This window comes from Streptomyces sp. Y7 (assembly GCF_043195415.1).
GTDB lineage: Bacteria > Actinomycetota > Actinomycetes > Streptomycetales > Streptomycetaceae > Streptomyces.
This window is the reverse complement of sequence record NZ_JBIDDQ010000003.1, coordinates 37,983-57,907: the sequence shown is the minus strand read 5'-3', so window position 1 is coordinate 57,907 and position 19,925 is coordinate 37,983. Positions and strand designations below refer to the sequence as shown.

The 19,925-nt window shown below is 70.1% G+C and carries 19 protein-coding genes and 1 tRNA gene; 7 read left to right on the top strand and 13 right to left on the bottom strand.

Annotated elements, in window-relative coordinates; translation table 11 throughout:
- Nucleotides 1-38: 38 nt before the first annotated feature.
- The 4 genes from ACGFW6_RS11345 to ACGFW6_RS11330 form a co-directional block, all read right to left on the bottom strand.
- Nucleotides 39-587: an RNA 2'-phosphotransferase gene (locus tag ACGFW6_RS11345; protein ID WP_393507085.1), complete on the bottom strand. Its 549-nt coding sequence runs from the start codon at nucleotides 585-587 to the stop codon at nucleotides 39-41.
- A 117-nt stretch (nucleotides 588-704) separates the two neighbouring features.
- On the bottom strand, nucleotides 705-1,643 hold the full coding sequence (locus ACGFW6_RS11340; protein ID WP_393507083.1) for a MerR family transcriptional regulator: 939 nt from the start codon (nucleotides 1,641-1,643) through the stop codon (nucleotides 705-707).
- A gap of 117 nt (nucleotides 1,644-1,760) precedes the next feature.
- Nucleotides 1,761-3,518 (bottom strand): SDR family oxidoreductase, encoded by a 1,758-nt coding sequence (locus ACGFW6_RS11335; protein WP_393507819.1) that lies wholly within the window; start codon nucleotides 3,516-3,518, stop codon nucleotides 1,761-1,763.
- An 8-nt stretch (nucleotides 3,519-3,526) separates the two neighbouring features.
- Nucleotides 3,527-4,378, bottom strand: a complete 852-nt coding sequence (locus ACGFW6_RS11330) for a M24 family metallopeptidase (RefSeq protein ID WP_393507081.1) — start codon at nucleotides 4,376-4,378, stop codon at nucleotides 3,527-3,529.
- A gap of 254 nt (nucleotides 4,379-4,632) precedes the next feature.
- Between ACGFW6_RS11330 and ACGFW6_RS11325 the strand changes: the two genes are divergently transcribed.
- The 6 genes from ACGFW6_RS11325 to ACGFW6_RS11300 all read left to right on the top strand — a co-directional run bounded on the left by ACGFW6_RS11325 (nucleotide 4,633) and on the right by ACGFW6_RS11300 (nucleotide 8,888).
- On the top strand, nucleotides 4,633-5,610 hold the full coding sequence (locus ACGFW6_RS11325) for an ABC transporter ATP-binding protein (RefSeq protein ID WP_393507817.1): 978 nt from the start codon (nucleotides 4,633-4,635) through the stop codon (nucleotides 5,608-5,610).
- Nucleotides 5,600-6,523 (top strand): ABC transporter permease, encoded by a 924-nt coding sequence (locus ACGFW6_RS11320; RefSeq protein WP_393507079.1) that lies wholly within the window; start codon nucleotides 5,600-5,602, stop codon nucleotides 6,521-6,523. Before ACGFW6_RS11325 ends, ACGFW6_RS11320 begins: the two co-directional genes overlap by 11 nt.
- Nucleotides 6,520-7,431, top strand: coding sequence for an ABC transporter ATP-binding protein (locus ACGFW6_RS11315; protein WP_393507078.1), 912 nt, complete (start codon nucleotides 6,520-6,522; stop codon nucleotides 7,429-7,431). The genes ACGFW6_RS11320 and ACGFW6_RS11315 overlap by 4 nt, the downstream gene beginning before the upstream one ends.
- Before the next feature lie 10 nt (nucleotides 7,432-7,441).
- Entirely contained in the window at nucleotides 7,442-8,161 is a 720-nt protein-coding gene (locus tag ACGFW6_RS11310; RefSeq protein ID WP_393507076.1) for an ABC transporter permease, read from the top strand.
- A gap of 115 nt (nucleotides 8,162-8,276) precedes the next feature.
- On the top strand, nucleotides 8,277-8,519 hold the full coding sequence (locus tag ACGFW6_RS11305) for a hypothetical protein (RefSeq protein WP_393507074.1): 243 nt from the start codon (nucleotides 8,277-8,279) through the stop codon (nucleotides 8,517-8,519).
- A gap of 282 nt (nucleotides 8,520-8,801) precedes the next feature.
- Nucleotides 8,802-8,888 (top strand) — tRNA-Ser (locus tag ACGFW6_RS11300).
- Between the two features lie 81 nt (nucleotides 8,889-8,969).
- Here the strand turns inward: ACGFW6_RS11300 and ACGFW6_RS11295 are convergent.
- The 9 genes from ACGFW6_RS11295 to ACGFW6_RS11255 form a co-directional block, all read right to left on the bottom strand.
- Entirely contained in the window at nucleotides 8,970-9,791 is an 822-nt protein-coding gene (locus ACGFW6_RS11295) for an HAD family hydrolase (protein WP_393507072.1), read from the bottom strand.
- Nucleotides 9,788-11,065 carry a serine--tRNA ligase gene (serS, locus tag ACGFW6_RS11290; protein ID WP_393507070.1) on the bottom strand — a complete coding sequence of 426 codons (1,278 nt, stop codon included), beginning with the start codon at nucleotides 11,063-11,065 and terminating at the stop codon, nucleotides 9,788-9,790. The genes ACGFW6_RS11295 and serS overlap by 4 nt, the downstream gene beginning before the upstream one ends.
- Nucleotides 11,066-11,664: 599 nt before the next feature.
- Nucleotides 11,665-12,597 (bottom strand): prephenate dehydratase, encoded by a 933-nt coding sequence (gene pheA / locus ACGFW6_RS11285; protein WP_393507068.1) that lies wholly within the window; start codon nucleotides 12,595-12,597, stop codon nucleotides 11,665-11,667.
- Nucleotides 12,598-12,715: 118 nt separating this feature from the next.
- The gene (gene efeB / locus ACGFW6_RS11280; RefSeq protein WP_393507066.1) at nucleotides 12,716-14,137 is read right to left on the bottom strand and encodes an iron uptake transporter deferrochelatase/peroxidase subunit; all 1,422 of its coding nucleotides are present in this window, start codon (nucleotides 14,135-14,137) and stop codon (nucleotides 12,716-12,718) included.
- 8 nt (nucleotides 14,138-14,145) lie between these two features.
- Nucleotides 14,146-16,092: a copper resistance CopC/CopD family protein gene (locus ACGFW6_RS11275; RefSeq protein ID WP_393507064.1), complete on the bottom strand. Its 1,947-nt coding sequence runs from the start codon at nucleotides 16,090-16,092 to the stop codon at nucleotides 14,146-14,148.
- 13 nt (nucleotides 16,093-16,105) lie between these two features.
- Nucleotides 16,106-16,522, bottom strand: a complete 417-nt coding sequence (locus ACGFW6_RS11270; RefSeq protein WP_393507815.1) for a copper chaperone PCu(A)C — start codon at nucleotides 16,520-16,522, stop codon at nucleotides 16,106-16,108.
- Nucleotides 16,523-16,548: 26 nt separating this feature from the next.
- Nucleotides 16,549-17,202 carry an SCO family protein gene (locus ACGFW6_RS11265; RefSeq protein ID WP_393507062.1) on the bottom strand — a complete coding sequence of 218 codons (654 nt, stop codon included), beginning with the start codon at nucleotides 17,200-17,202 and terminating at the stop codon, nucleotides 16,549-16,551.
- 113 nt (nucleotides 17,203-17,315) lie between these two features.
- Nucleotides 17,316-18,053 (bottom strand): YcnI family protein, encoded by a 738-nt coding sequence (locus tag ACGFW6_RS11260; RefSeq protein WP_393507061.1) that lies wholly within the window; start codon nucleotides 18,051-18,053, stop codon nucleotides 17,316-17,318.
- A 234-nt stretch (nucleotides 18,054-18,287) separates the two neighbouring features.
- A complete protein-coding gene (locus tag ACGFW6_RS11255; RefSeq protein WP_393507059.1) occupies nucleotides 18,288-19,124 on the bottom strand; it encodes a hypothetical protein in 837 nt (278 codons plus the stop codon).
- A 268-nt stretch (nucleotides 19,125-19,392) separates the two neighbouring features.
- Between ACGFW6_RS11255 and ACGFW6_RS11250 the strand changes: the two genes are divergently transcribed.
- Nucleotides 19,393-19,842 (top strand): ATP-binding protein, encoded by a 450-nt coding sequence (locus ACGFW6_RS11250; RefSeq protein ID WP_393507057.1) that lies wholly within the window; start codon nucleotides 19,393-19,395, stop codon nucleotides 19,840-19,842.
- The last annotated feature ends 83 nt before the right edge of the window (nucleotides 19,843-19,925 follow it).

Sequence of the window (19,925 nt, the reverse complement as noted above, 5' to 3'; positions counted from 1 at the left end):
CCTTTCCGGGCCGGGAGTCGGGGGTCGTTTCCGGGGGGTCAGTGCGTCTCGGGGAAGCGCAGGTACTCCGGCGGTACGGCCTTCGTCAGCCACACGCCGTTCGCGCTGACGTGGAAGACATGGCCGTCGCGGTGCATGGCGCCGGTGTCCACGGAGAGCACCACGGGGCGGCCGCGTCGGGCGCCGACCCGGGTCGCGGTCTCGCGGTCGGCCGAGAGGTGCACGTCGTGCCGGTTCATCGGCCTGAGCCCCTCGCCGCGGATCGCGTCCAGGTTCCCGGCCACGGTGCCGTGGTAGAGGTACGGCGGCGGGGTCGCCGGGGGCAGTCCGAGGTCCACGTGCACGCTGTGGCCCTGGCTGGCCCGGATCCGGGTGCCCACGACCGCGAAGCGTTTCTTGTCGTTGGCGGCGACCACGTGGTCCAGTTCTTCCCGGGTGAACCGGAAGCCGTGCGCGGTCGCGGCGGCGATCAGCGTGTCGATCTCGACCCAGCCGCCCTCGTCGAGGGTCAGTCCGATGCGCTCGGGCTGATGGCGCAGGTGCTTCGAGAGATACTTCGACACCTTCACGGTGCGTCTTTCGTCCATGCCACCAGCCTGCCGGGCGGGACGGGAATCACGCGAATGATTTCACTCTCGATGTTTGATCCACAACCAAGTGCGGTTATCCACAGGGGAATTGGTGATTCTGTGGACAACGAGCGGTCACTTCAAGGGGGTTTCGTCAAGATCACCTGATGGACTGTGAAATGCGGCCAGCCGGTCCAAGGTCCTTGCCCGCACCTCCCGTTCGGTGGCCAAAGTGATGAATTCCGCGGCTTGCTCCGGGCCAACCAGGGCTTCCACGGCCCGCATTGTCTCCGCTGGAATCGTCACATTTCGGTCGATTTTTTGGGATCCGGACTCTTCTGCCGCACCCAGGTGCTGACGCAGCTGCCGGCCCGCCAACAGGCGCATGGCGCGGGCCAGTTCGGCGTCCACCGTGTGCTGGGCGAGTGGGCGCAGCCGTCGTACGAGGGAGGCCGCCTCGGCCGCTTCCGCGTCCGTCGGACGATGCGGTCCGTCCAGGTAGCGGGCGAAGACGTGCTCGGTGGTGAACTCCAGGAAACGGGCCGCGATGTGCTCGACCTGCCCCCTCAACTCCCTCAGATGGCCCGCGATCGCGGAGAGTGGCACGCCCGCGGCGTACAACTCGACCGCCACCGCGAGTTCTTGAGGGCTCGGGACGACGAACGCGTCCTCGTCGCCGGGGACCGGCTCCAGCACGCCGAGCTCCACCGCGTCGGCCACCGCCGCGTCGTCCGGAGCGCCGCCGAAGCGCTCGTTCAGCTCGGCCCGGGAGATCCGCACGGCCTCCTCGTCCGTCCACGGCCCGTCCACCTCGGCGGCCAGTCCGAGCACCCCGCCCAGGCCCCGGCCGGCGTCCCAGGCCTCCAGGAGTTCCTTGATGGAGGCCAGGGTGTAGCCGCGGTCGAGGAGGTCGGCGATCTGGCGCAGCCGGACGAGATGGGCGTCGCAGTAGAGGTTGGCACGGCCACGGCGCTCGGGCCGGGGGAGCAGGCCCCGGTCCTGGTAGGCACGGATGGTGCGGACGGTGGCGCCGCTGAGGTGCGCCAGATCCTCGATCCGATAGGTCTTGTCCACGCCAGGGCACCTCCGCCCGCAGTTGTTCTCGCTACGTTCCCCACCACGACGGAACGGCCCCGTGTCACGCTCCCCCACGAACCCCGCGTCCCCGGCGCGCGGTTCCCGCCGCGCCGGTCACAACGGCGGCTCGAGCCGGGCGATCCGGCGCAACGCCCTCGGGGTGAACCGCGACATCAGATACGCCCCGCGCGCCTCCGGCGTCACCGGCACGACGGCCTCGCCCCGCACCACCGCCCGCAGGATCGCGTCGGCGACCTTCTCCGGCGGATAGTTCCGCAGCCCGTACAGCCGCGCGGACTTCTTCTGCCGTCGCTTCTCCTCCTCGGCGTCGACGCCGGCGAAGTGCGCGGTCGAGGTGATGTTGGTGTTGACCAGGCCCGGGCATATCGCCGTGACGCCGATCCCCTGCCCGGCCAGCTCCGCGCGCAGGCACTCGCTCAGCATCAGCACGGCCGCCTTGGAGGTGCTGTAGGCGGGCAGCGCCTTGGACGGCTGGTAGGCCGCCGCCGACGCGGTGTTGACGATGTGGCCGCCCTGTCCGCGCTCGGCCATCTGCTTGCCGAAGAGCCGGCAGCCGTGGATGACGCCCCACAGATTGACGTCGAGGACCTTCTTCCAGTCCTCGGGCGTGGTGTCGAAGAAGGAGCCCGACAGGCCGATGCCGGCGTTGTTCACCAGCACGTCCACCACGCCGTACTCGGCGGCCACGCGCGCGGCGAGTTTCTCCATGGCCTGCTCGTCGGAGACGTCCACCGTCTCCGCCCAGGCTTCGGGCGCCCCGATCAGCCGGGACATCTCGGCGGTGCGACCCGCGGACTCCGCGTCCCGGTCGACAGCCACCACGCGCGCGCCGGCCTCGGCGAACGCGTACGCCGTCGCCCGCCCGATGCCGCTGCCCGCGCCGGTGACCAGTACGAGCTGCCCGCCGAAGCGGTCGGCGTACTTCCCGGTCGCCGTCACCCCGGCCGGTCGCCCGCCCTCGACGGACGTCACGAACTCCGTGATCCAGGAGATCAGTTGGTCGGGCCGGGTGCGCGGTATCCAGTGCTTCGCCGACAGCGTGCGCCGGGTCAGCTGCGGAACCCACTGCTCCAGGTCGTCGTAGAGCCGCTCCGACAGGAACGCGTCCCCGAGGGGCGTGATGAGCTGCACGGGCGCGTGCGCGTACGCGTCCTGGCGCGGCCGGGACAGCCGGGACCGTACGTTGTCCCGGTACAGCCATGCCCCGCGGGCCGCGTCCGTCGGCAGGGACGCGGTCGGGTAGTCGCCGCCGGGGACCTGCTCCACGCGCTCCAGGATGCGCGGCCAGCGCTTGCCGAGGGGGCCTCGCCAGGCCAGCTCGGGCAGCACGGGCGTGTGCAGCAGATACACGTACCAGGACTTGGCGCCCTGGCCGAGCAGCTGACCCACCCGGCGCGGAGTGGGGCGCTTGACGCGCTGGTTGATCCAGTGGCCGAAGTGGTCCAGGGACGGCCCCGACATCGAGGTGAAGGAGGCGATCCGGCCCTCGGTGCGCTTGACCGTGGCGAACTCCCAGGACTGCACCGAGCCCCAGTCGTGCCCGACCAGGTGCACGGGCCGGTCCGGACTGACCGCGTCGGCGACGGCGAGGAAGTCGTCCGTCAGCTTCTCCAGCGTGAACCCGCCGCGCAGCGGCCGCGGCGGAGTGGACCGGCCGTGGCCGCGGACGTCGTACAGCACGACGTGGAAGCGGTCGGCCAGGCGCGGGGCGACCTCGGACCACACCTCCTTGCTGTCCGGATAGCCGTGCACCAGGATCACCGTCGGCTGCCCGGTCTCGCCCAGCTCGGCGACGCACAGCTCGACACCGCCGGTCCGTACGACGCGCTCGCGCGCGCCCTGAAGAGTCAACGGCACCGTCACTTCTCCTCCGCCCAGCGCCGCACGTGCGGCAGATCGTCGTCCAGCCAGAAGGCGCTCTGCTCGGGGTCCGCGGAGTCGGTGACGACCAGGATCTCCTCGAACTTCGCACCGGTGCCCCGGAAACCGAGGTGGGGTTCGACCGCCCACAAGCCCGGCTGGGGCGGATGGTCGGAGAAGCGGTACGGCGACCACAGCGGGGACCAGCCGTCGCGGTGACCGTGCAGCGCGTCGCTCGCCAGGCCCTTCAGGGACTGGGTGCCGAACCCGAACACATGCGGTGACCAGCGGCGCTCCGCGACCCGGTCGACCTTGTGCGCGATCACGCCGAAGGGATAGGCGCGGTGCCGGTTGGCGTAGCCCTGGCGGACCATGAGGCGGTCCACGTCCTCGTAGATCTCCCGAAGGGGCCGCCGCTCGCGCACCTCGCGCAGGATCAGCTCCCGGTGCGCCTCCAGGTCGGCCATCAGCTTGTCCTGGACCGGGTTGATGCCGAGCGAGCCGGAATAGCCGATGTCGGCGGTGCAGCCGTCGTACACGGGAGCCATGTCCAGGATGAACGGCATCCCGGGCTCCAGGCGGCGGTTGGTGGGGAAGAACTGCAGGGGAATCCGGAAGTTCACGAACGCCGTGCGGTCCCCGAACCAGGCGAAGGGCAGATGGAACCAGTCGCGCACACCGCGTTCGCGCAGCCACTCCCGCTGCATGCGCGCCGCCTCGCGCTCGGTGACGCCCGGCTCCAGTCGTGCCGCGACGGCCTCGGCGCATTCGTACGCCAGCCGCTGGACCCTTCTGAACCCCTGCAACTCCGCGGACGCCACCGAGAGCCCGCCCGAAACCGCCGTAGTCATGCCACCGCCCCACCTGTCCACATCGACTGCGGTACGTGTCCGTAACTTGACACCGGTGAATGTGACAGTTGTTAGAGGCTGTGTCAATAGGGCGGCCGAAGGCTGTGGAAAACCCCCATGATGTGGAAAACCGGGGCGTCGTTGTTGGACTTCAGGGTGACCCCTAGGGCCCCGTAGTCCTGGAGGTTGACTTCAAGACAGCTCTGCGGGGTGACGTCCGGCGTGGTCCGTGTCACTACCTTCGTGGTGTGACTGTGATCGCGACCGAAAGCCTGAGCAAGCGGTTCCCCAGGGTGACCGCGCTTGACCGGCTGACCATGGACATCGGGCCCGGGGTGACCGGACTCGTCGGAGCCAATGGAGCCGGCAAGTCCACCATGATCAAGATCCTGCTGGGTCTGTCTCCCGCCACCGAGGGCCGTGCCGAAGTGCTCGGACTCGACGTCGCCACCAAGGGCGGCGCCATCCGTGAGCGGGTCGGCTACATGCCGGAGCACGACTGCCTGCCGCCCGACGTCTCGGCCACCGAGTTCGTCGTGCACATGGCCCGTATGTCCGGACTGCCGCCCACCGCGGCGCGCGAGCGCACCGCGGACACCCTGCGCCACGTCGGCCTGTACGAGGAGCGCTACCGCCCCATCGGCGGCTACTCGACGGGCATGAAGCAGCGCGTGAAGCTGGCGCAGGCCCTGGTGCACGACCCGCAGCTGGTGTTCCTGGACGAGCCGACCAACGGCCTCGACCCGGTCGGCCGCGACGAGATGCTCGGCCTGATCCGCCGCATCCACACCGACTTCGGCATCTCGGTCCTGGTCACCTCGCACCTGCTGGGCGAACTGGAGCGCACCTGCGACCACGTCGTCGTCATCGACGGCGGCAAGCTGCTGCGCTCCAGCTCCACCACCGACTTCACCCAGACCACGACGACCCTCGCCATCGAGGTCACCGACAGCGACGACCACCCGGACGGCACCCGCGCGGTGCGCGACGCGCTCCACGCGCGCGGGGTGGACGTCCTCGACGGCAGCGGCGGCCTCCCCGGCGCCGGCCACGTCCTGCTGCTCACGGCGCAGGGCGAGGACACCTACGACCTGGTGCGCGACGTGGTCGCCGACCTCGGCCTCGGCCTGGTGCGCATGGAACAGCGCCGGCACCACATCTCGGAGGTCTTCACCGACGGCGAGCAGAGCGCCGACGCACAGCGTAAGGAGGCGGTCGGTCATGGCGGTTGAGCACCCCGTAGCCGCGCAGTCGGGTGACCAGACCCGGATCCACAACATCGGCTACCGCAACTACGACGGCCCCCGCCTCGGCCGCTCCTACGCGACCCGCTCGCTGTACTCGCAGTCCCTGCGCGGCTCCTACGGCCTTGGCCGCTCGGTGAAGTCCAAGGTGCTGCCGATGCTGCTGTTCGTGGTGATGTGCGTGCCCGCGGCCATCATGGTCGCCGTCGCGGTCGCCACCAAGGCCAAGGACCTGCCCGTCGACTACACGCGCTACGCGATCATCATGCAGGCCGTGATCAGTCTGTACGTCGCCTCGCAGGCACCCCAGTCCGTCTCCCGCGACCTGCGCTTCAAGACCGTGCCGCTGTACTTCTCGCGGCCGATCGAGACCGCGGACTACGTCCGGGCGAAGTTCGCCGCGCTGGCCTCCGCGCTGTTCATCCTCACCGCGGCCCCGCTGCTCGTGCTCTACGTGGGCGCGCTGCTGGCCAAGCTCGACTTCGCGGACCAGACCAAGGGATTCGCGCAGGGACTCGTCTCCGTGACACTGCTCTCACTGCTGTTCGCCGGCATCGGCCTGGTCATCGCGTCCGTCACGCCGCGCCGCGGCTTCGGCATCGCCGCCGTGATCGCCGTGATGACCATCTCCTACGGAGCGGTCTCCACGCTCCAGGCCATCGCCGACGCCCAGGCCCTCGACGACGGGGGCAGTTCCGGCGCCATCGCCTGGATCGGCCTCTTCTCGCCGGTCACGCTCATCGACGGTGTGCAGTCCGCCTTCCTGGGCGCGACCTCCGCGTTCCCCGGCGGGGTGGGCCCGAGCAACGGCGAGGGCGTCGTCTACGTCCTCGTCAGCCTGGGCCTGATCGCCGCCAGCTACGGCCTCCTGATGCGCCGCTACAAGAAGGTGGGACTGTGACCACGCTCCAGATCGACCACGTCTCCCGCTGGTTCGGCAACGTGGTCGCCGTCAACGACATCACCATGACGATCGGCCCCGGTGTCACCGGCCTCCTCGGCCCCAACGGCGCCGGAAAGTCCACCCTGATCAACATGATGGGCGGCTTCCTGGCCCCCTCCACCGGCACTGTCACCCTCGACGGCGAGCCGGTGTGGCGCAACGAGTCGATCTACAAGCACATCGGCATCGTCCCCGAGCGCGAGGCGATGTACGACTTCCTCACCGGCCGCGAATTCGTCGTCGCCAACGCCGAGTTGCACGGTCTGGGCGACAAGGCCGCCCAGAAGGCGCTCGCCACGGTCGAGATGGAGTACGCCCAGGACCGCAAGATCCAGACGTACTCCAAGGGCATGCGCCAGCGCGTGAAGATGGCGAGTGCCCTGGTGCACAACCCCTCACTGCTGCTGCTCGACGAGCCCTTCAACGGCATGGACCCGCGTCAGCGCATGCAGTTGATGGATCTGCTGCGGAAGATGGGCGACGAGGGCCGCACGGTGCTGTTCTCCTCCCACATCCTCGAAGAGGTCGAGCAACTCGCCTGGCACATCGAGGTGGTGGTCGCCGGACGCCACGCGGCAAGCGGTGACTTCCGCAAGATCCGCCGCCTGATGACCGACCGCCCGCACCGCTACCTGGTGCGCTCCAGCGACGACCGCACACTCGCGGCAGCGCTGATCGCCGACCCGTCGACGTCCGGCATCGAGGTCGACCTCGCCGAGGGCGCGCTGCACATCCAGGCCGTCGACTTCGGCCGCTTCACCACGCTGCTGCCGAGGGTGGCGCGTGACCACGGCATCCGCCTGCTCACGGTCTCGCCGTCCGACGAGTCCCTCGAGTCCGTCTTCTCGTATCTCGTCGCGGCGTAGGAGGCCGAAGATGTACGACCCCACAGTCGCCAGGCTCACCTACCGAGCCCTGCTCGGCCGCCGCCGGGCCCTCATCCTGGGCGCGCTGCCCGTCCTGCTCATCGCGATCTCGGTCGTGGTGCGCGCGCTTGCCGGAGCCGACGACCAGACCGCGTCAGACCTGCTCGGCGGGCTGGCGCTGGCCACCATGGTGCCGATCATCGGCGTCATCGCCGGTACCGGCGCGATCGGGCCGGAGATCGACGACGGCTCGGTGGTGTACCTGCTGTCCAAGCCGGTGAAGCGGCCGACGATCATCTTCACCAAGCTGATCGTGGCGATCGCCGTGACGATGGTGTTCTCCGCGCTGCCCACCTTGATCGCCGGATACATCCTCAACGGCAACGGCCAGCAGATCGCCGTCGCCTACACGGTCGCCGCGCTGGTCGCCTCCATCGCCTACGCCGCGATCTTCCTGCTGCTGGGCACGGTGTCCCGGCACGCGGTGGTCTTCGGCCTCGTCTACGCGCTCGTCTGGGAGGCCCTGTTCGGTTCCCTGGTCGCGGGCGCGCGCACGCTGAGCGTCCAGCAGTGGTCGCTGGCGGTGGCGCAGAAGGTCGCCGGCGGAGACCTGGTCACCTCGGACGTCGGCCTGACGACGGCGACGGTGCTGCTCGTCGTGGTCACCGTGCTCGCCACCTGGTACGCGGGCCAGAAGCTGCGGTCCCTGACGCTCGCCGGCGAGGAGTGAGCAGGCGGAACGTAAAGGAGCGGGCCCCTGAGCGGGCCCGCTCCTGACGGAGGCTTCACCCCCGTCACGGGCACACTGGGCCGACGGGGTGCACTGCACGAACTGGAGGACGGGGATGGCAGGCGGCAGGTCGGAGCACGAGGATCGCGAACAGTCCGGGGACGACGCCTGGGACGGCCTGGTCCTGGACGACGACTTCATCCACGCCGCCGAGACCTCGGAGCCCTCCGCCCGGGCGCGGATGCTCGCCGAGCGCTGGCGCCGGGAGGAGCCCGAACCGCAGCCGTGGCGTTCCGACGAGCCGCCCGCCGGCTGGTTCTTCAGCAAGGCCCGCCGCCGCAAGTGGCGCCGCAGGTGAGGGACGTACGGCGCCCTCCCCGGGCCCTTTAATCGGTGGCGCCCAACTCGGCCTACAGGCACAGTGGTTATGTCCACATCGCCGGACATGAGTCCGGCGCCACGTTCTGGGAGAGGAGCCGGACGATGTCCATGCACGGCAGTACGTCCAGCTCCCGTCAGGGCAGCCGGCGGCGGACTTCGGGGTAATCCCTACTCCTCCGTAGAGTCCGTACCGCACGGGGAGCTGCCCGGGGCGGCCGCTTCGAGCACGCGATGTCGCTCTCGCGTGGGTCGCCCACCCGGAGGATTGGCCGAGTGGTAAGGCACTGGCTTGCTAAGCCATGGTCGGGTTGCAAAGCCCGCGCACGTTCGATCCGTGCATCCTCCGCAATACGTTGCCACCGGGGCTGAGCCGTGGTGCTGGGGCCGGGGCCCGCTGGAAGGCGTCCCCGCGCCGCGCAGCCCGGCGTCAGGCGGCCAGCAACCGCTCCAGCACCACCGCGATCCCGTCCTCCTCGTTGGAGGACGTCACCTCGTCCGCCACCGACTTGAGTTCCTCGTGGGCGTTGGCCATGGCCACGCCCCGCGCCGACCAGGCGAACATCGGGATGTCGTTGGGCATGTCTCCGAAGGCGATGGTGTCCGCCGCCTTCAGACCCAGGCGGCGGGCCGCCAGGGACAGGCCGGTCGCCTTGGACAGGCCGAGGGGAAGCAGCTCCACGATGCCCTCGCCCGCCATCGCCACGGTGACGAAGCCGCCCGCGGCCTTGCGCGCGGCCTTGGCCAGCTCGTCGTCGCTCAGCTCCGGATGCTGTATGTAGATCTTGTTCAGCGGGGCGGTCCACAGGTCGGACGCGTCCGTGAACGGGGTCGACGGCAGGCTGCCCGTGACCGCGTAGCCGGGGCCCACCAGGACCTCGCCGTCCAGGCCGTCACGGCTCGCCGCCAGGAACAGCGGGCCGACCTCGGCCTCGATCTTGGCCAGTGCCACGCCCGCCAGCTGCCGGTCCAGGGTCACCGACGTGAGCAGACGGTGCTCTCCGGCGTGGTACACCTGCGCGCCCTGGCCGCACACCGCGAGGCCCTGATAGCCGAGGTCGTCGAGGATGTGCCGGGTCCAGGGGACCGCGCGGCCGGTGACCACGATGTGCGCGGCACCGGCCCGAGTGGCCGCGGCGAGGGCGTCACGGGTGCGGCGGGAGACCGACTCGTCGGAGCGCAGGAGCGTTCCGTCGAGGTCGGTCGCGATCAGCCTGTAGGGGAACCCGCCGGAGGGAGACGCGGTGCTCACTTCGCGACCGGTTCCAGGACCTCACGGCCGCCGAGGTACGGGCGCAGCATCTCCGGCACCCGGACGGAGCCGTCGGCCTGCTGGTGGTTCTCCAGGATCGCCACGATGGTGCGCGGCACGGCGCACAGCGTGCCGTTCAGCGTCGCCAGCGGCTGGACCTTCTTGCCGTCGCGCTGGCGGACCGAGAGGCGGCGGGCCTGGAAGCTGTCGCAGTTGGAGGCCGAGGTCAGCTCGCGGTACTTGCCCTGGGTCGGGATCCACGCCTCGCAGTCGAACTTGCGCGAGGCGGAGGCACCCAGGTCGCCCGAGGCCACGTCGATGACCTGGAAGGGCAGCTCAAGACCGGTCAGCCACTGCTTCTCCCACTCCAGGAGGCGCTTGTGCTCGTTCTCGGCGTCCTCGGGGGCGACGTACGAGAACATCTCGACCTTGTCGAACTGGTGCACGCGGAAGATGCCCCGGGTGTCCTTGCCGTAGGTGCCGGCCTCGCGGCGGAAGCACGGCGAGAAGCCGGCGTAGCGCAGCGGCAGCTGGTCGGCCTCCAGGATCTCGTCCATGTGGTACGCGGCGAGCGGGACCTCGGAGGTGCCGACCAGGTAGTAGTCGTCCTTCTCCAGGTGGTACACGTTCTCCGCGGCCTGGCCGAGGAAGCCGGTGCCCTCCATGGCGCGCGGGCGGACCAGCGCGGGGGTCAGCATCGGGATGAAGCCGGCCTCGGTGGCCTGGGCGATCGCCGCGTTGACCAGGGCCAGCTCCAGCAGGGCGCCGACGCCGGTGAGGTAGTAGAAGCGGGAGCCGGAGACCTTGGCGCCGCGCTCGACGTCGATGGCGCCCAGCGCCTCGCCGAGCTCCAGGTGGTCCTTGGGCTCGAAGCCCTCGGCGCCGAAGTCGCGGATGGTGCCGTGCGTCTCCAGGACGACGAAGTCCTCCTCGCCGCCCACGGGCACGTCGGGGTGCACGAGGTTGCCGAGCTGGAGGGCGAGGCGCTTGGTCTCCTCGTCGGCCTCGTGCTGCTCGGCGTCGGCCGCCTTGACGTCGGCGGCCAGCTGGCCCGCCTTCTTCAGCAGTTCGGCCTTCTCGTCCCCGGAGGCCTTGGGGATGAGCTTGCCGAGCGACTTCTGCTCGGAACGCAGCTCGTCGAAGCGGACGCCGGACGACCTGCGCCGCTCGTCGGCAGACAGGAGGGCGTCGACGAGCGCGACGTCCTCTCCACGGGCGCGCTGCGAGGCGCGCACTCGGTCGGGGTCCTCACGAAGCAGGCGAAGGTCAATCACGCGCTCAAGGCTACCGGGGCGGGGTGACAGCCCACGACCCGCTATTCCGAACTGCGGCTTACGTTCCGTTATGGGGGAATTGCGAGGCGTGTCAATAAAAGGCGTCTCACTCCCTGGAACGGGTAAGGCGCGCGGCCCCCGGTTGACTCGATTCCCTTGTGGAGAACGGGACTTGGGCCGCGGTTGTCCACAGGAATCCCCAGCCCCCAAAGAGTTATCCACAGGGTGTGTGGACGGACTGTGGATGCCGGAATTGATCACTCCGTAACTCGGTGATCAAGTCGAGGATTCCCAGGACAAACCCTGCCTACCCGCACTTTCGAGTGGAAAATGGTCGCCCCAAAGGATTGCCCAAAGGAAAAGAGTGGACGAAGGGTGACTTGCGCGCCGGTGGACTCGGAGGCGGCCTGGGGAGCGATTTGTCGACAGCCTCACCCTTGCTTATCGACTTGTCCCCAGGTCGAGATGAGTACCTGTGGATAACCCCTGTGGATAACGATAATAGGCTGGTAGTACTGGCGGGAAACCGGCACGGAAGCGGCCCCGGAGCAGCGGGGGAGCCGCTCAGGAGCCGCAGGTCGACCGCGGGGCCGAGCCGGTCAGAACCGCCCGTCCTGGCAGCGCGCCACCCAGTCCGCCGCCGACACGAACGCCTCGTCCGACGTCCCCAGGCGCGGCGGCTCGGCATCACCCGGCTTGATGTCCGCGCGCGGGTACGAACCCAGGAAGCGCACCTCCAGGCAGATCCGCTTGAGCCCCATCAGCGCCTCGGCGACCCGGCGGTCGGAGATGTGGCCCTCGGCGTCGATGCAGAAGCAGTAGTTGCCGATGCCCGCTCCGGTCGGCCGGGACTGGAGCAGCATCAGGTTGATGCCGCGCGTGGCGAACTCGCCCAGCAGGTCACGCAGCCCACCGGGATGGTCGTCGCGCTGCCACAGCACGACGGACGTCTTGTCGGCACCCGACGGCGCGGCGGGCCGTGCGGGCCGGCCCACGAGCACGAACCGGGTCTGGGCGTTCTCCGCGTCGTGGATGCCCGTCTCCAGCGCCTCCAGGCCGTACAGCGCGGCGGCGAACTCACCGGCGAAGGCGGCGTCGTACTGGCCCTCCTGGACCAGACGGGCGGCGTCCGCGTTCGAGGCGGCCGACTCCCAGTGGGCGTCGGGGAGGTTGTTCTTGAGCCAGTTGCGCACCTGGGGCTGGGCCGCCGGGTGGGCGGAGACCGTCTTGATGTCCGACAGCTTCGTGCCCGGCCTGACCAGCAGCGCGAAGGTGATCGACAGCAGCACCTCGCGGTAGATCATCAACGGCGCGCCCGCGACCAGCTCGTCGAGCGTGGTCGTGATGCCGCCCTCGACGGAGTTCTCGATCGGCACGAACGCGGCCTCGGCCTCGCCGAGGCGCACCGCGTCCAGCGCGGACTGCACGGACACGTACGGGATCAGCTCCCGGGTCGCGGCCTCGGGAAGGGTGCGCAGGGCGGCCTCGGTGAAGGTGCCCTCGGGGCCGAGATAGGCATAGCTCGCTGGCATGACCTCACCCTAATGGCCCTCACGAAACCCGGCGCACGCCTCTTCGCCCCGCGCCACCCCACAAGGCGACCTCAGCGTCGTACGACTGTGCCGAACCCGTACGGCTCTTTCGGTGCCGTCACCCCTCCAGCAGGCGCTGCCCCACGTACTCCCCCTCCGCGGCGCCGCCCGGCACCGCGAACAGGCCGCTGGACTCGTGGCGGATGTACTTGGACAGGGCGTCGCCGCGGTCGAGCTTGCGCTGGATGGTGACGAAGCCGCGCAGCGGGTCGGCCTGCCAGCAGATGAACAGCAGCCCGGCGTCGGGCACGCCGTCCGCGTCGATGCCGTCGTGGTAGGAGAACGGGCGCCGCAGCATCGCGGCCCCGCCGTTCTGGTCGGGCCGGGTGATGCGGGCGTGGGCGTTGATCGGGACGACCAGATTCCCTGCCTTGTCCGTCTTCTCCAGGTCCATCTCGGTCGTCTCGGTGCCGCCCGACAGCGGCGCCCCGTCGGACTTGCGGCGGCCGATGACGTCCTCCTGCGCCTTGACCGAGAGCTGCTCCCAGTCGTCGAGGAGCATGCGGATACGGCGTACGACGGCGTAGGAGCCGTTCGCCATCCAGGCCGGGTCCTTCGAACCGGACCGCGGCACGAAGATCCGCTGGTCGAAGTCGGGTTCCGCCGGCTTCGGATTGCGGGTGCCGTCCATCTGGCCCATCAGGTTGCGGGCCGTCATCGGATGCGCGGTGGCACCGGGCGAGCGGTTGAAGCCGTTCATCTGCCAGCGCACCTTGGCCGCCCGGCCCGCGTCCTTCTGGATCGCGCGCAGGGCGTGGAAGGCGACCAGCGCGTCGTCGGCTCCGATCTGCACCCACAGATCGCCGTTGCTGCGCGCCTTGTCGAGCTGGTCGGAGGAGAAGTCGGGCAGCGGGTCGAGGGCGACCGGACGCTGCTTCTCCAGGCCGGTCCGCGCGAAGAAGCTGTACCCGAAGCCGAAGGTGATCGTCAGCGACGAGGGTCCGGCGTCCCTGGCGACATCCGTGTCGCACTGCTGGGCCGCCTCGCCCGCCATCAGCCGCCGTGCCGTCTCCGACCAGCGGCGCAGCAACGCGGCCGCCTCCTTGCGGCCCGCGCCCGCCGCCAGATCGAAGGCGACGAGGTGGCCGCGCGCCTGGAGTCCCTGGAGGATGCCGGGTTGATGTTTCCCGTGAAACATCACCTGATCGGCCCCCAGCGAGGCGAGCGGCGTGGCCTCGGCGGGCCGGCTGGCGTATCCCCCGGCCGCGCCGGCCGCGCCGAGCACCAGACCGGTGGCACCCGCTGTCCCGAGCAGCCGCCGGCGCGAGAGGACACCCGCGCGGGAGGCGCCTTCGGAGGCGTCCTCGGGAGCGCCACCATTAAGTGGTGCCTCGCCCTTGGACACAGCCCTGGACGCCGTCCTGGACGTTGCCTCGGACGTCGACTTGGACGTTGCCTCGGACGACGACTTGGACGTCGACTTGGACGTTCGCTTCGACGGCCGTGGCGTGCGGGCCTCCGGAATGGACTGGTCAGCCATGGTGAGGGTCAGCCGATCTGCGCGTTCTTGGAGACAGTGGTCTGGTCGATGTCGGAGGTCCGCACGGTCACGGCGACCTTCCATTCACCGGCCACGGGAATCTGCACCCCGCTCGCCGACCAGTGTCCGGTGGTGATGTGGTCGGGGACGACCGGCAGCGGCCCGATGTCCTGCGACTCCAGGGTGAAGGCGACCTTCACCTCGGGGATGTCGAAGGCCCGGCCGTTGGGACGCTGCACGTACACGTGCATTTCGTTGCCGCCCACGCGCGCGGGGTCGAGGTCGACCCGTACGACGCCCTTGCCGTCCTCGCCGCCGGTGTCGAAGGACATGTCCAGGGTCAGAGCACCCGCCGACGACGCGTCCGCCGCCGAGGCCGAGGTGGCGGCCTTGGCCTCCTCCTCCGTACGTCCCGGCTCCGTCGACGTCAGCATGGTGGTGACGGCGAGCAGGACCACGGCGACACCCGCCTCGGCGAGCACCGAGCGGCGCAGTCCGAACCGGTTCGGGTCGGCGTCGCGCCGCTGCTTCTGCCGTGCCGTGTCGATCGCGGCCTGCTGCCGGGCGAGCTGAGTGGCCCGCTCGGAGTCGCCGCCCTTCTTGCCGGAATCGCCGCCCTTCTTGCCGGAGGCCGCGGCGCCCTTTCCGGAGGAACTCGCGTGCGCGGGCTCCTTCTCCTCGGCGCCCTCGACGGCGTCCGACGACTCCCGCGGCTTCACCACGACCGCCTCGGCCAGCCGCCCCGTCCACCGCCGCGAGACCCACGCGATGCCGACCAGCACGACCACGAGCCCGATCTTGATCAGCAGCAGCTGCCCGTACCGTGTGCCGGTGAACGCCGACCACGAACCGAGCTGCCGCCACGACTGGTAGATCCCGGTCGCGACCAGCGCCAGCACGCTGCCGAAGGCCAGGCGTGAGAACCGTCGTACGGCCGACGTGTCGAGCGGCGTGTCCGCGGGCGCCCGGTAGAGGGCGGTGAGCAGGGCCGCCAGCCCGCCGAGCCAGCCCGCGACGGCCAGCAGATGGAGGATGTCGACCGGCATCGCGATCCCCGCCTGGAGACCGGTCGAGGCGTGCTCGGACATCGCCCAGCTCGCCGCGAGCCCCGCCGACACCACGACCCCGCCGATGGCGAGCCCGAAGGTGAGGTCCCGCTTCTCCTCGTCCTCGCGCTTCTCGTACGCCCCGAACAGCACCGCGATGAACAGCGCCGCCGCGGCGAGCAGCAGCAGCCGGGACACCAGTGCCGCGCCGGTCTTGGTCTGGAGCACCTGCCCGAGCAGGTCGAGGTCGAAGATGTCACCGACCTTGCCGGTGCCGGTGTACGAGCCGCGCAGGAGCAGCAGCCCGAGCGTGGCGGAGGTCAGCGCCAGCCAGCCGCCGACGGTGAGCCGCTGCAGCGCCCGCACGCCCGCCCCGGGCTGCCAGCAGGCGAGCACGAAGGCGGCGGCGCCGACCATCACGATGAAGCCGGCGTACGACACGTAGCGCCCGAAGCCGTACAGCGTGCCGACGACTCCGCCGCCGGCGGTCTGCGCGGAGGCGGAGACGGACGTCTGGGAAGGGGCGCCGATCGAGAAGGTGTAGGCGCCGGCGACAGGATGGCTGTCCTCGGACACCACCTGGTAGGTGACGGTGTACGTGCCATCGGGCAGTCCGCCGTGCAGGTGCACGGCGTACGTCGTACCGCTGGGGTTGGCCGGGTCGCCGCGGTCGACGCGCTTGCCCTTGGGGTCGAGCACCCGCAGGGAGTCGTCGGACAGGGCGACCTTCTCCGAGAAGGTCAGCGAGACCTGCGCCGGGGCCTTGTCGACCACCGCTCCCTGCCGAGGGTCGCTGCCGGTCAGCGCGGCGTGCGCGGAGACCGGCCCGGCACCGGCGAGGAGCAGGCCGGTGGCGGCCAGGAGCAGCAGCACCAGCGTCCGGACGCGGGGCGCGATGGTCTGGGTCAAGGCGATCTCTCCCTCAGTGTCCGGTCTTCGGGCTGTACGTCGCCGACTTCACCGGCATCTTGACCGTGACGGTGCCGCTCTCGGAGAAGTGGAGCTTCACGGTCACCGTCTCGCCCTGCATCGGCTTTCGCTTCAGCTTCTCGAACATCAGATGGTTGCCGCCGCTTTTGAAGACGAGCTGACCGTGCGCGGGGACGGGGAGTTCCTTGACCTCCTGCATCGAGGAGTCGACGGTCTCGTGAGCCGTCACCTCGCCGACGTCGCTGGTCACGGAGGTCAACTCGTCCTTCGTACCGCCCTTGTTGGTGACCGTCAGGTAGCCGGCCGCCATGGAGTCGGAGACGGGCTGCGGCATGTAGGCGCCGCTGACGGACACCTCGGCCTCGGAGTCCTCGGAGCCGCAGCCCGCCAGGACGAGGGCGCCGGTCATCACCGCGGCCACGGGAACGAACCGCCTCACGGCTTCTGCCCCTTGATCAGCTTCGGGAGGTCCTTGGTGTAGTCGTCGACGGTGGCGTCCTCGGTGTAGAGGACGTACCCGGCGTCGGTCTTCGGCGAGAACGCCACGACCTGGGTGCCGTGGGTGGAGACGACCTTGCCGTTCTTGTCCTTGTGCGGCGCCTCGATGGAGATGCCGAGGGTGCGGGCGCCGGCCTGGATGGTGTCGAAGGAGCCGGTCAGGCCGACGACCTGCGCGTCGATGCCCTTGAGCCACTTGCCGAGCGCGTCAGCGGTGTCGCGCTCCGGGTCGGTGGTGACGAACACGATGTTCAGCTCGTCCTGCTCGGCCTTGGGCAGCTGCTTCTTGGCCACGGCGATGTTGTTCATCGTCAGCGGGCAGACGTCGGGGCAGTTGGTGTAGCCGAAGTAGATCAGCGTCGGCTTGCCCTGGGTCTCCTTGCGGAGGTCGTACTTCTTGCCGTGGGTGTCGGTGAGGACCAGGTCCGGCTTCTCGAACGGCTTGTCGAGCACGATGGCCGCCTTGTCCGAGCCGGGTTCCTCGGAGACGACGGTCACGGGCGAGGCGCTGTCCTCGCCGTTGCCGCAGGCGGTCAGGGTCAGGGTCGCGGCGGCGAGCAGGGCGGCCGCGGCGAAGGTCTTCTTACGCATGCCAGGTCTTCTTACACATCGGAAAACGTCCTAGTTGTTCGGGTCGGCCCATGGGTGAGGGCTCCGGCGCGCACCGGGGCGTGCCCGGTGCGCGCCGTGAAGCGAAGGGGCCGTCAGGCGTCGGTACGGCGACGGCCGGCGAGCACGCCGTACGCCACACCCAGCGCGCCGACGACGATGCCGACCACGCCCAGGATCCGGGCGGTGGTGTCGCTGCTGTCGGCGGGCTCGGCGGCCTCGGTCTTCGCGGCGGCGGCCTCGGCGTCGTCGGAGTCGGAGGCCTTGTCGGTGGAGGAGGAGCCGTGGTGGCCTTCCTCGGCGGCGGACAGCGCGAGGACCGGCGCCGGGTTCTCGGGCTCCTCCTGGCCCTCCTGCGGGACCTCGATCCAGCGCACGACCTCCTTGTTGGAGTACGTCTGGATCGCCTTGAAGGCGAGTTCGTCGGTGTCCTCGGGGAGCTGGCCGATGGAGACCGGGAACTTCTGGAAGTAGCCCGGCTCGACGCCCTTGCCCTCGGCGGTCCAGGTGATCTTGGAGACCGCCTCGGAGATCTTCTCGCCGTGCAGCTCGATCGGCTTGTCGAGCTTGGACTTGGTGACCTCGACCTTCCAGCCGGCCACGGGCTGCGGCATGGCGGAGGCCAGCGGGTGGTCGGTCGGGAAGCTGACCTCGAGCTTGGTGGTCGAGGCGTTGTCGCGCTCGTTGGGCACCTTGAAGTCGACGACCGCGTAACCGCCCTTGGCGGCGGTGCCCTCGGGCTGCACGCTGACGTGGGCGAACGCGGGCACGGACAGCGCGAGCACGGCCGTGCCGGCGACGGTGCCTACGGCGGCGATACGAGAGACCTTCATGCGGAGCACTCCACTGTGAGTGAGATTCGGATTCCGGTGGTGAAGAGGAGTACGCGCGCGTAGTGGTGCCCGATCAGCGGGAAGCCGGAAAGTCCGGCGCGGAAAGATCCCTTGAGCGGCCAACTCGCGCACGCACGCGTGCCGCACGACGGCGGCCGCTCATCCCACGGGAGTGGAAGCGCACCCCGGGCGGGCGGAGGGAGCTCACGGAAGTGGAGCGAAGGTCGCGTCGTGTCAGGCGACGAGGGCGAGCACGTCGGCCGGCGGGCCGCGTCTGATCACCGTGTGCTGGAGGGCGACGGTGCGTGGCGCGCGGCGCGCGAGGGACTCGGTGCGCAGGAAGCGCGGGCCGGCCTCGGGTGCGCCGGGGAGCCCGGCACGCAGGGCGCGCACCAGCGCGAGCGCCCCGCGCAGGGAACGTACGAAAGCCCCCTCGGCGACCGAGTGCGCCGACAGGGCGGACATCTCGACTATCCGCAGCAGGGCCAGGTCGCCGCGCCGCAGCAGCCATCCCGCGACGACCGCCGCGAGCACATGGGCGAGCAGCATCGGCAGGGACGGCAGCAGCGAGGCCGGGGTGGAGTCCGCGACGGTGGACAGAGCGTCCGCCGAGGTGTGTGAGGCATGTGCCCCCGAAGCCGGGCCGATCCGCGCCTCGGTGAGCATCCGCTGGGCCTGGGCGGGGCTGATGGCCGCCGCGGCGGTGCCGCACACGAGCCGCGCCGCCCGGGCGACGAGCGCCGCGTCGGACGTCGACGCGGAACCGGAGACCGATGCTCCGGCGGTCACGGTCACATGCTGTCCGAGCCCGAACAGCGTGTGCAGAACGGTCTGGCCGACCGCGAGCAACACCGCGATGCCGGGCAATGAACGCTCGCGCCCCGTGAACGGCAGGGCGACGACCATGACTCCGAGGAACCCGGCGCCCAGCGTCCACAGCGGAAGCGTGGCGCAGGAGCCCAGGACGTGCCCGACCCCGGCCAGCACGACACAGACCGCGGCGAACACCGCGGCCCGCAGGACCCGGAGATCGCTTCCGGAGCGCGTCGTGCGCGGGTGGGGGGCAGTCATGGCGGGCTCATCATCGCACTGGCCTTATGGCCGCCATACGGCAGGTCCGCAAGATGAGGTACGGGCGGTTGGGGGTGTACGAGAAGTACGGGGTATAGGGGGCTGTAGAACCGGAAGATCACCTTCTGGTGTGGGCCGCCACCACATACACCGATTCCGGCGTGGGCGCATCGACCATATGGGCGGCATCACGTCGAAGATGTGCTTACAGCTGGGTACTCGCGGCAATACGTAACGGTATGTCGAGCCGCGGCCAGGAGGCTGGAGCATGAGCATCTGGTGGTCACTCCATCTGCGCCGTGAAGCCGCGAGCGTTCCCCTCGCCCGGCGCCTGTTGCTCGGCACCATGGAGACGGCGGGCGTGGATCCCGACATCTCCTACGACCTCTCCGTCGCCCTCAGCGAGGCCTGCGCCAACGCGGTCGAGCACGGCGGTGGCGTCACGACGGACGGCTCCCCGCAGGCGTACCGCGTGACGGCCTATCTGGACGGCGAGAAGTGCCACATCGAGGTCGCCGACTCGGGCCCCGGCTTCACCGCGCCCCAGCGCGCCCCCCGCCCGGCGTCCTTCGACGCCGAGGACGGCCGGGGACTGTGCCTCATCAGCGAGCTCGCCGACCACGTCCAGATCGGCAACAAGCCGGACCGGGGCGGGGCGGTCGTCAGCTTCGACAAGATCCTCAAGTGGCGCAAGGACGCCCCGCTGATGGCGGTGTAGCGCCGGCGGACGGGTTCCCGCTCCGCCCGCTTCTTCAGCTTCCTCAGCACTCACAGCCGGCGCACAGCGCCACCCCACGCCCC

Bases quoted from the DNA above. Each gene is read 5' to 3' on its own strand.
- ACGFW6_RS11305 (WP_393507074.1), top strand. From the start codon at position 8,277: ATGGCAGGCGGCAGGTCGGAGCACGAGGATCGCGAACAGTCCGGGGAC.
- ACGFW6_RS11265 (WP_393507062.1), bottom strand. From the start codon at position 17,202: ATGCGTAAGAAGACCTTCGCCGCGGCCGCCCTGCTCGCCGCCGCGACC.
- ACGFW6_RS11310 (WP_393507076.1), top strand. From the start codon at position 7,442: ATGTACGACCCCACAGTCGCCAGGCTCACCTACCGAGCCCTGCTCGGC.
- ACGFW6_RS11320 (WP_393507079.1), top strand. From the start codon at position 5,600: ATGGCGGTTGAGCACCCCGTAGCCGCGCAGTCGGGTGACCAGACCCGG.
- pheA (WP_393507068.1), bottom strand. From the start codon at position 12,597: ATGCCAGCGAGCTATGCCTATCTCGGCCCCGAGGGCACCTTCACCGAG.
- ACGFW6_RS11255 (WP_393507059.1), bottom strand. From the start codon at position 19,124: ATGACTGCCCCCCACCCGCGCACGACGCGCTCCGGAAGCGATCTCCGG.
- ACGFW6_RS11270 (WP_393507815.1), bottom strand. From the start codon at position 16,522: ATGACCGGCGCCCTCGTCCTGGCGGGCTGCGGCTCCGAGGACTCCGAG.
- ACGFW6_RS11250 (WP_393507057.1), top strand. From the start codon at position 19,393: ATGAGCATCTGGTGGTCACTCCATCTGCGCCGTGAAGCCGCGAGCGTT.
- efeB (WP_393507066.1), bottom strand. From the start codon at position 14,137: ATGGCTGACCAGTCCATTCCGGAGGCCCGCACGCCACGGCCGTCGAAG.
- ACGFW6_RS11260 (WP_393507061.1), bottom strand. From the start codon at position 18,053: ATGAAGGTCTCTCGTATCGCCGCCGTAGGCACCGTCGCCGGCACGGCC.
- ACGFW6_RS11330 (WP_393507081.1), bottom strand. From the start codon at position 4,378: ATGACTACGGCGGTTTCGGGCGGGCTCTCGGTGGCGTCCGCGGAGTTG.
- ACGFW6_RS11345 (WP_393507085.1), bottom strand. From the start codon at position 587: ATGGACGAAAGACGCACCGTGAAGGTGTCGAAGTATCTCTCGAAGCAC.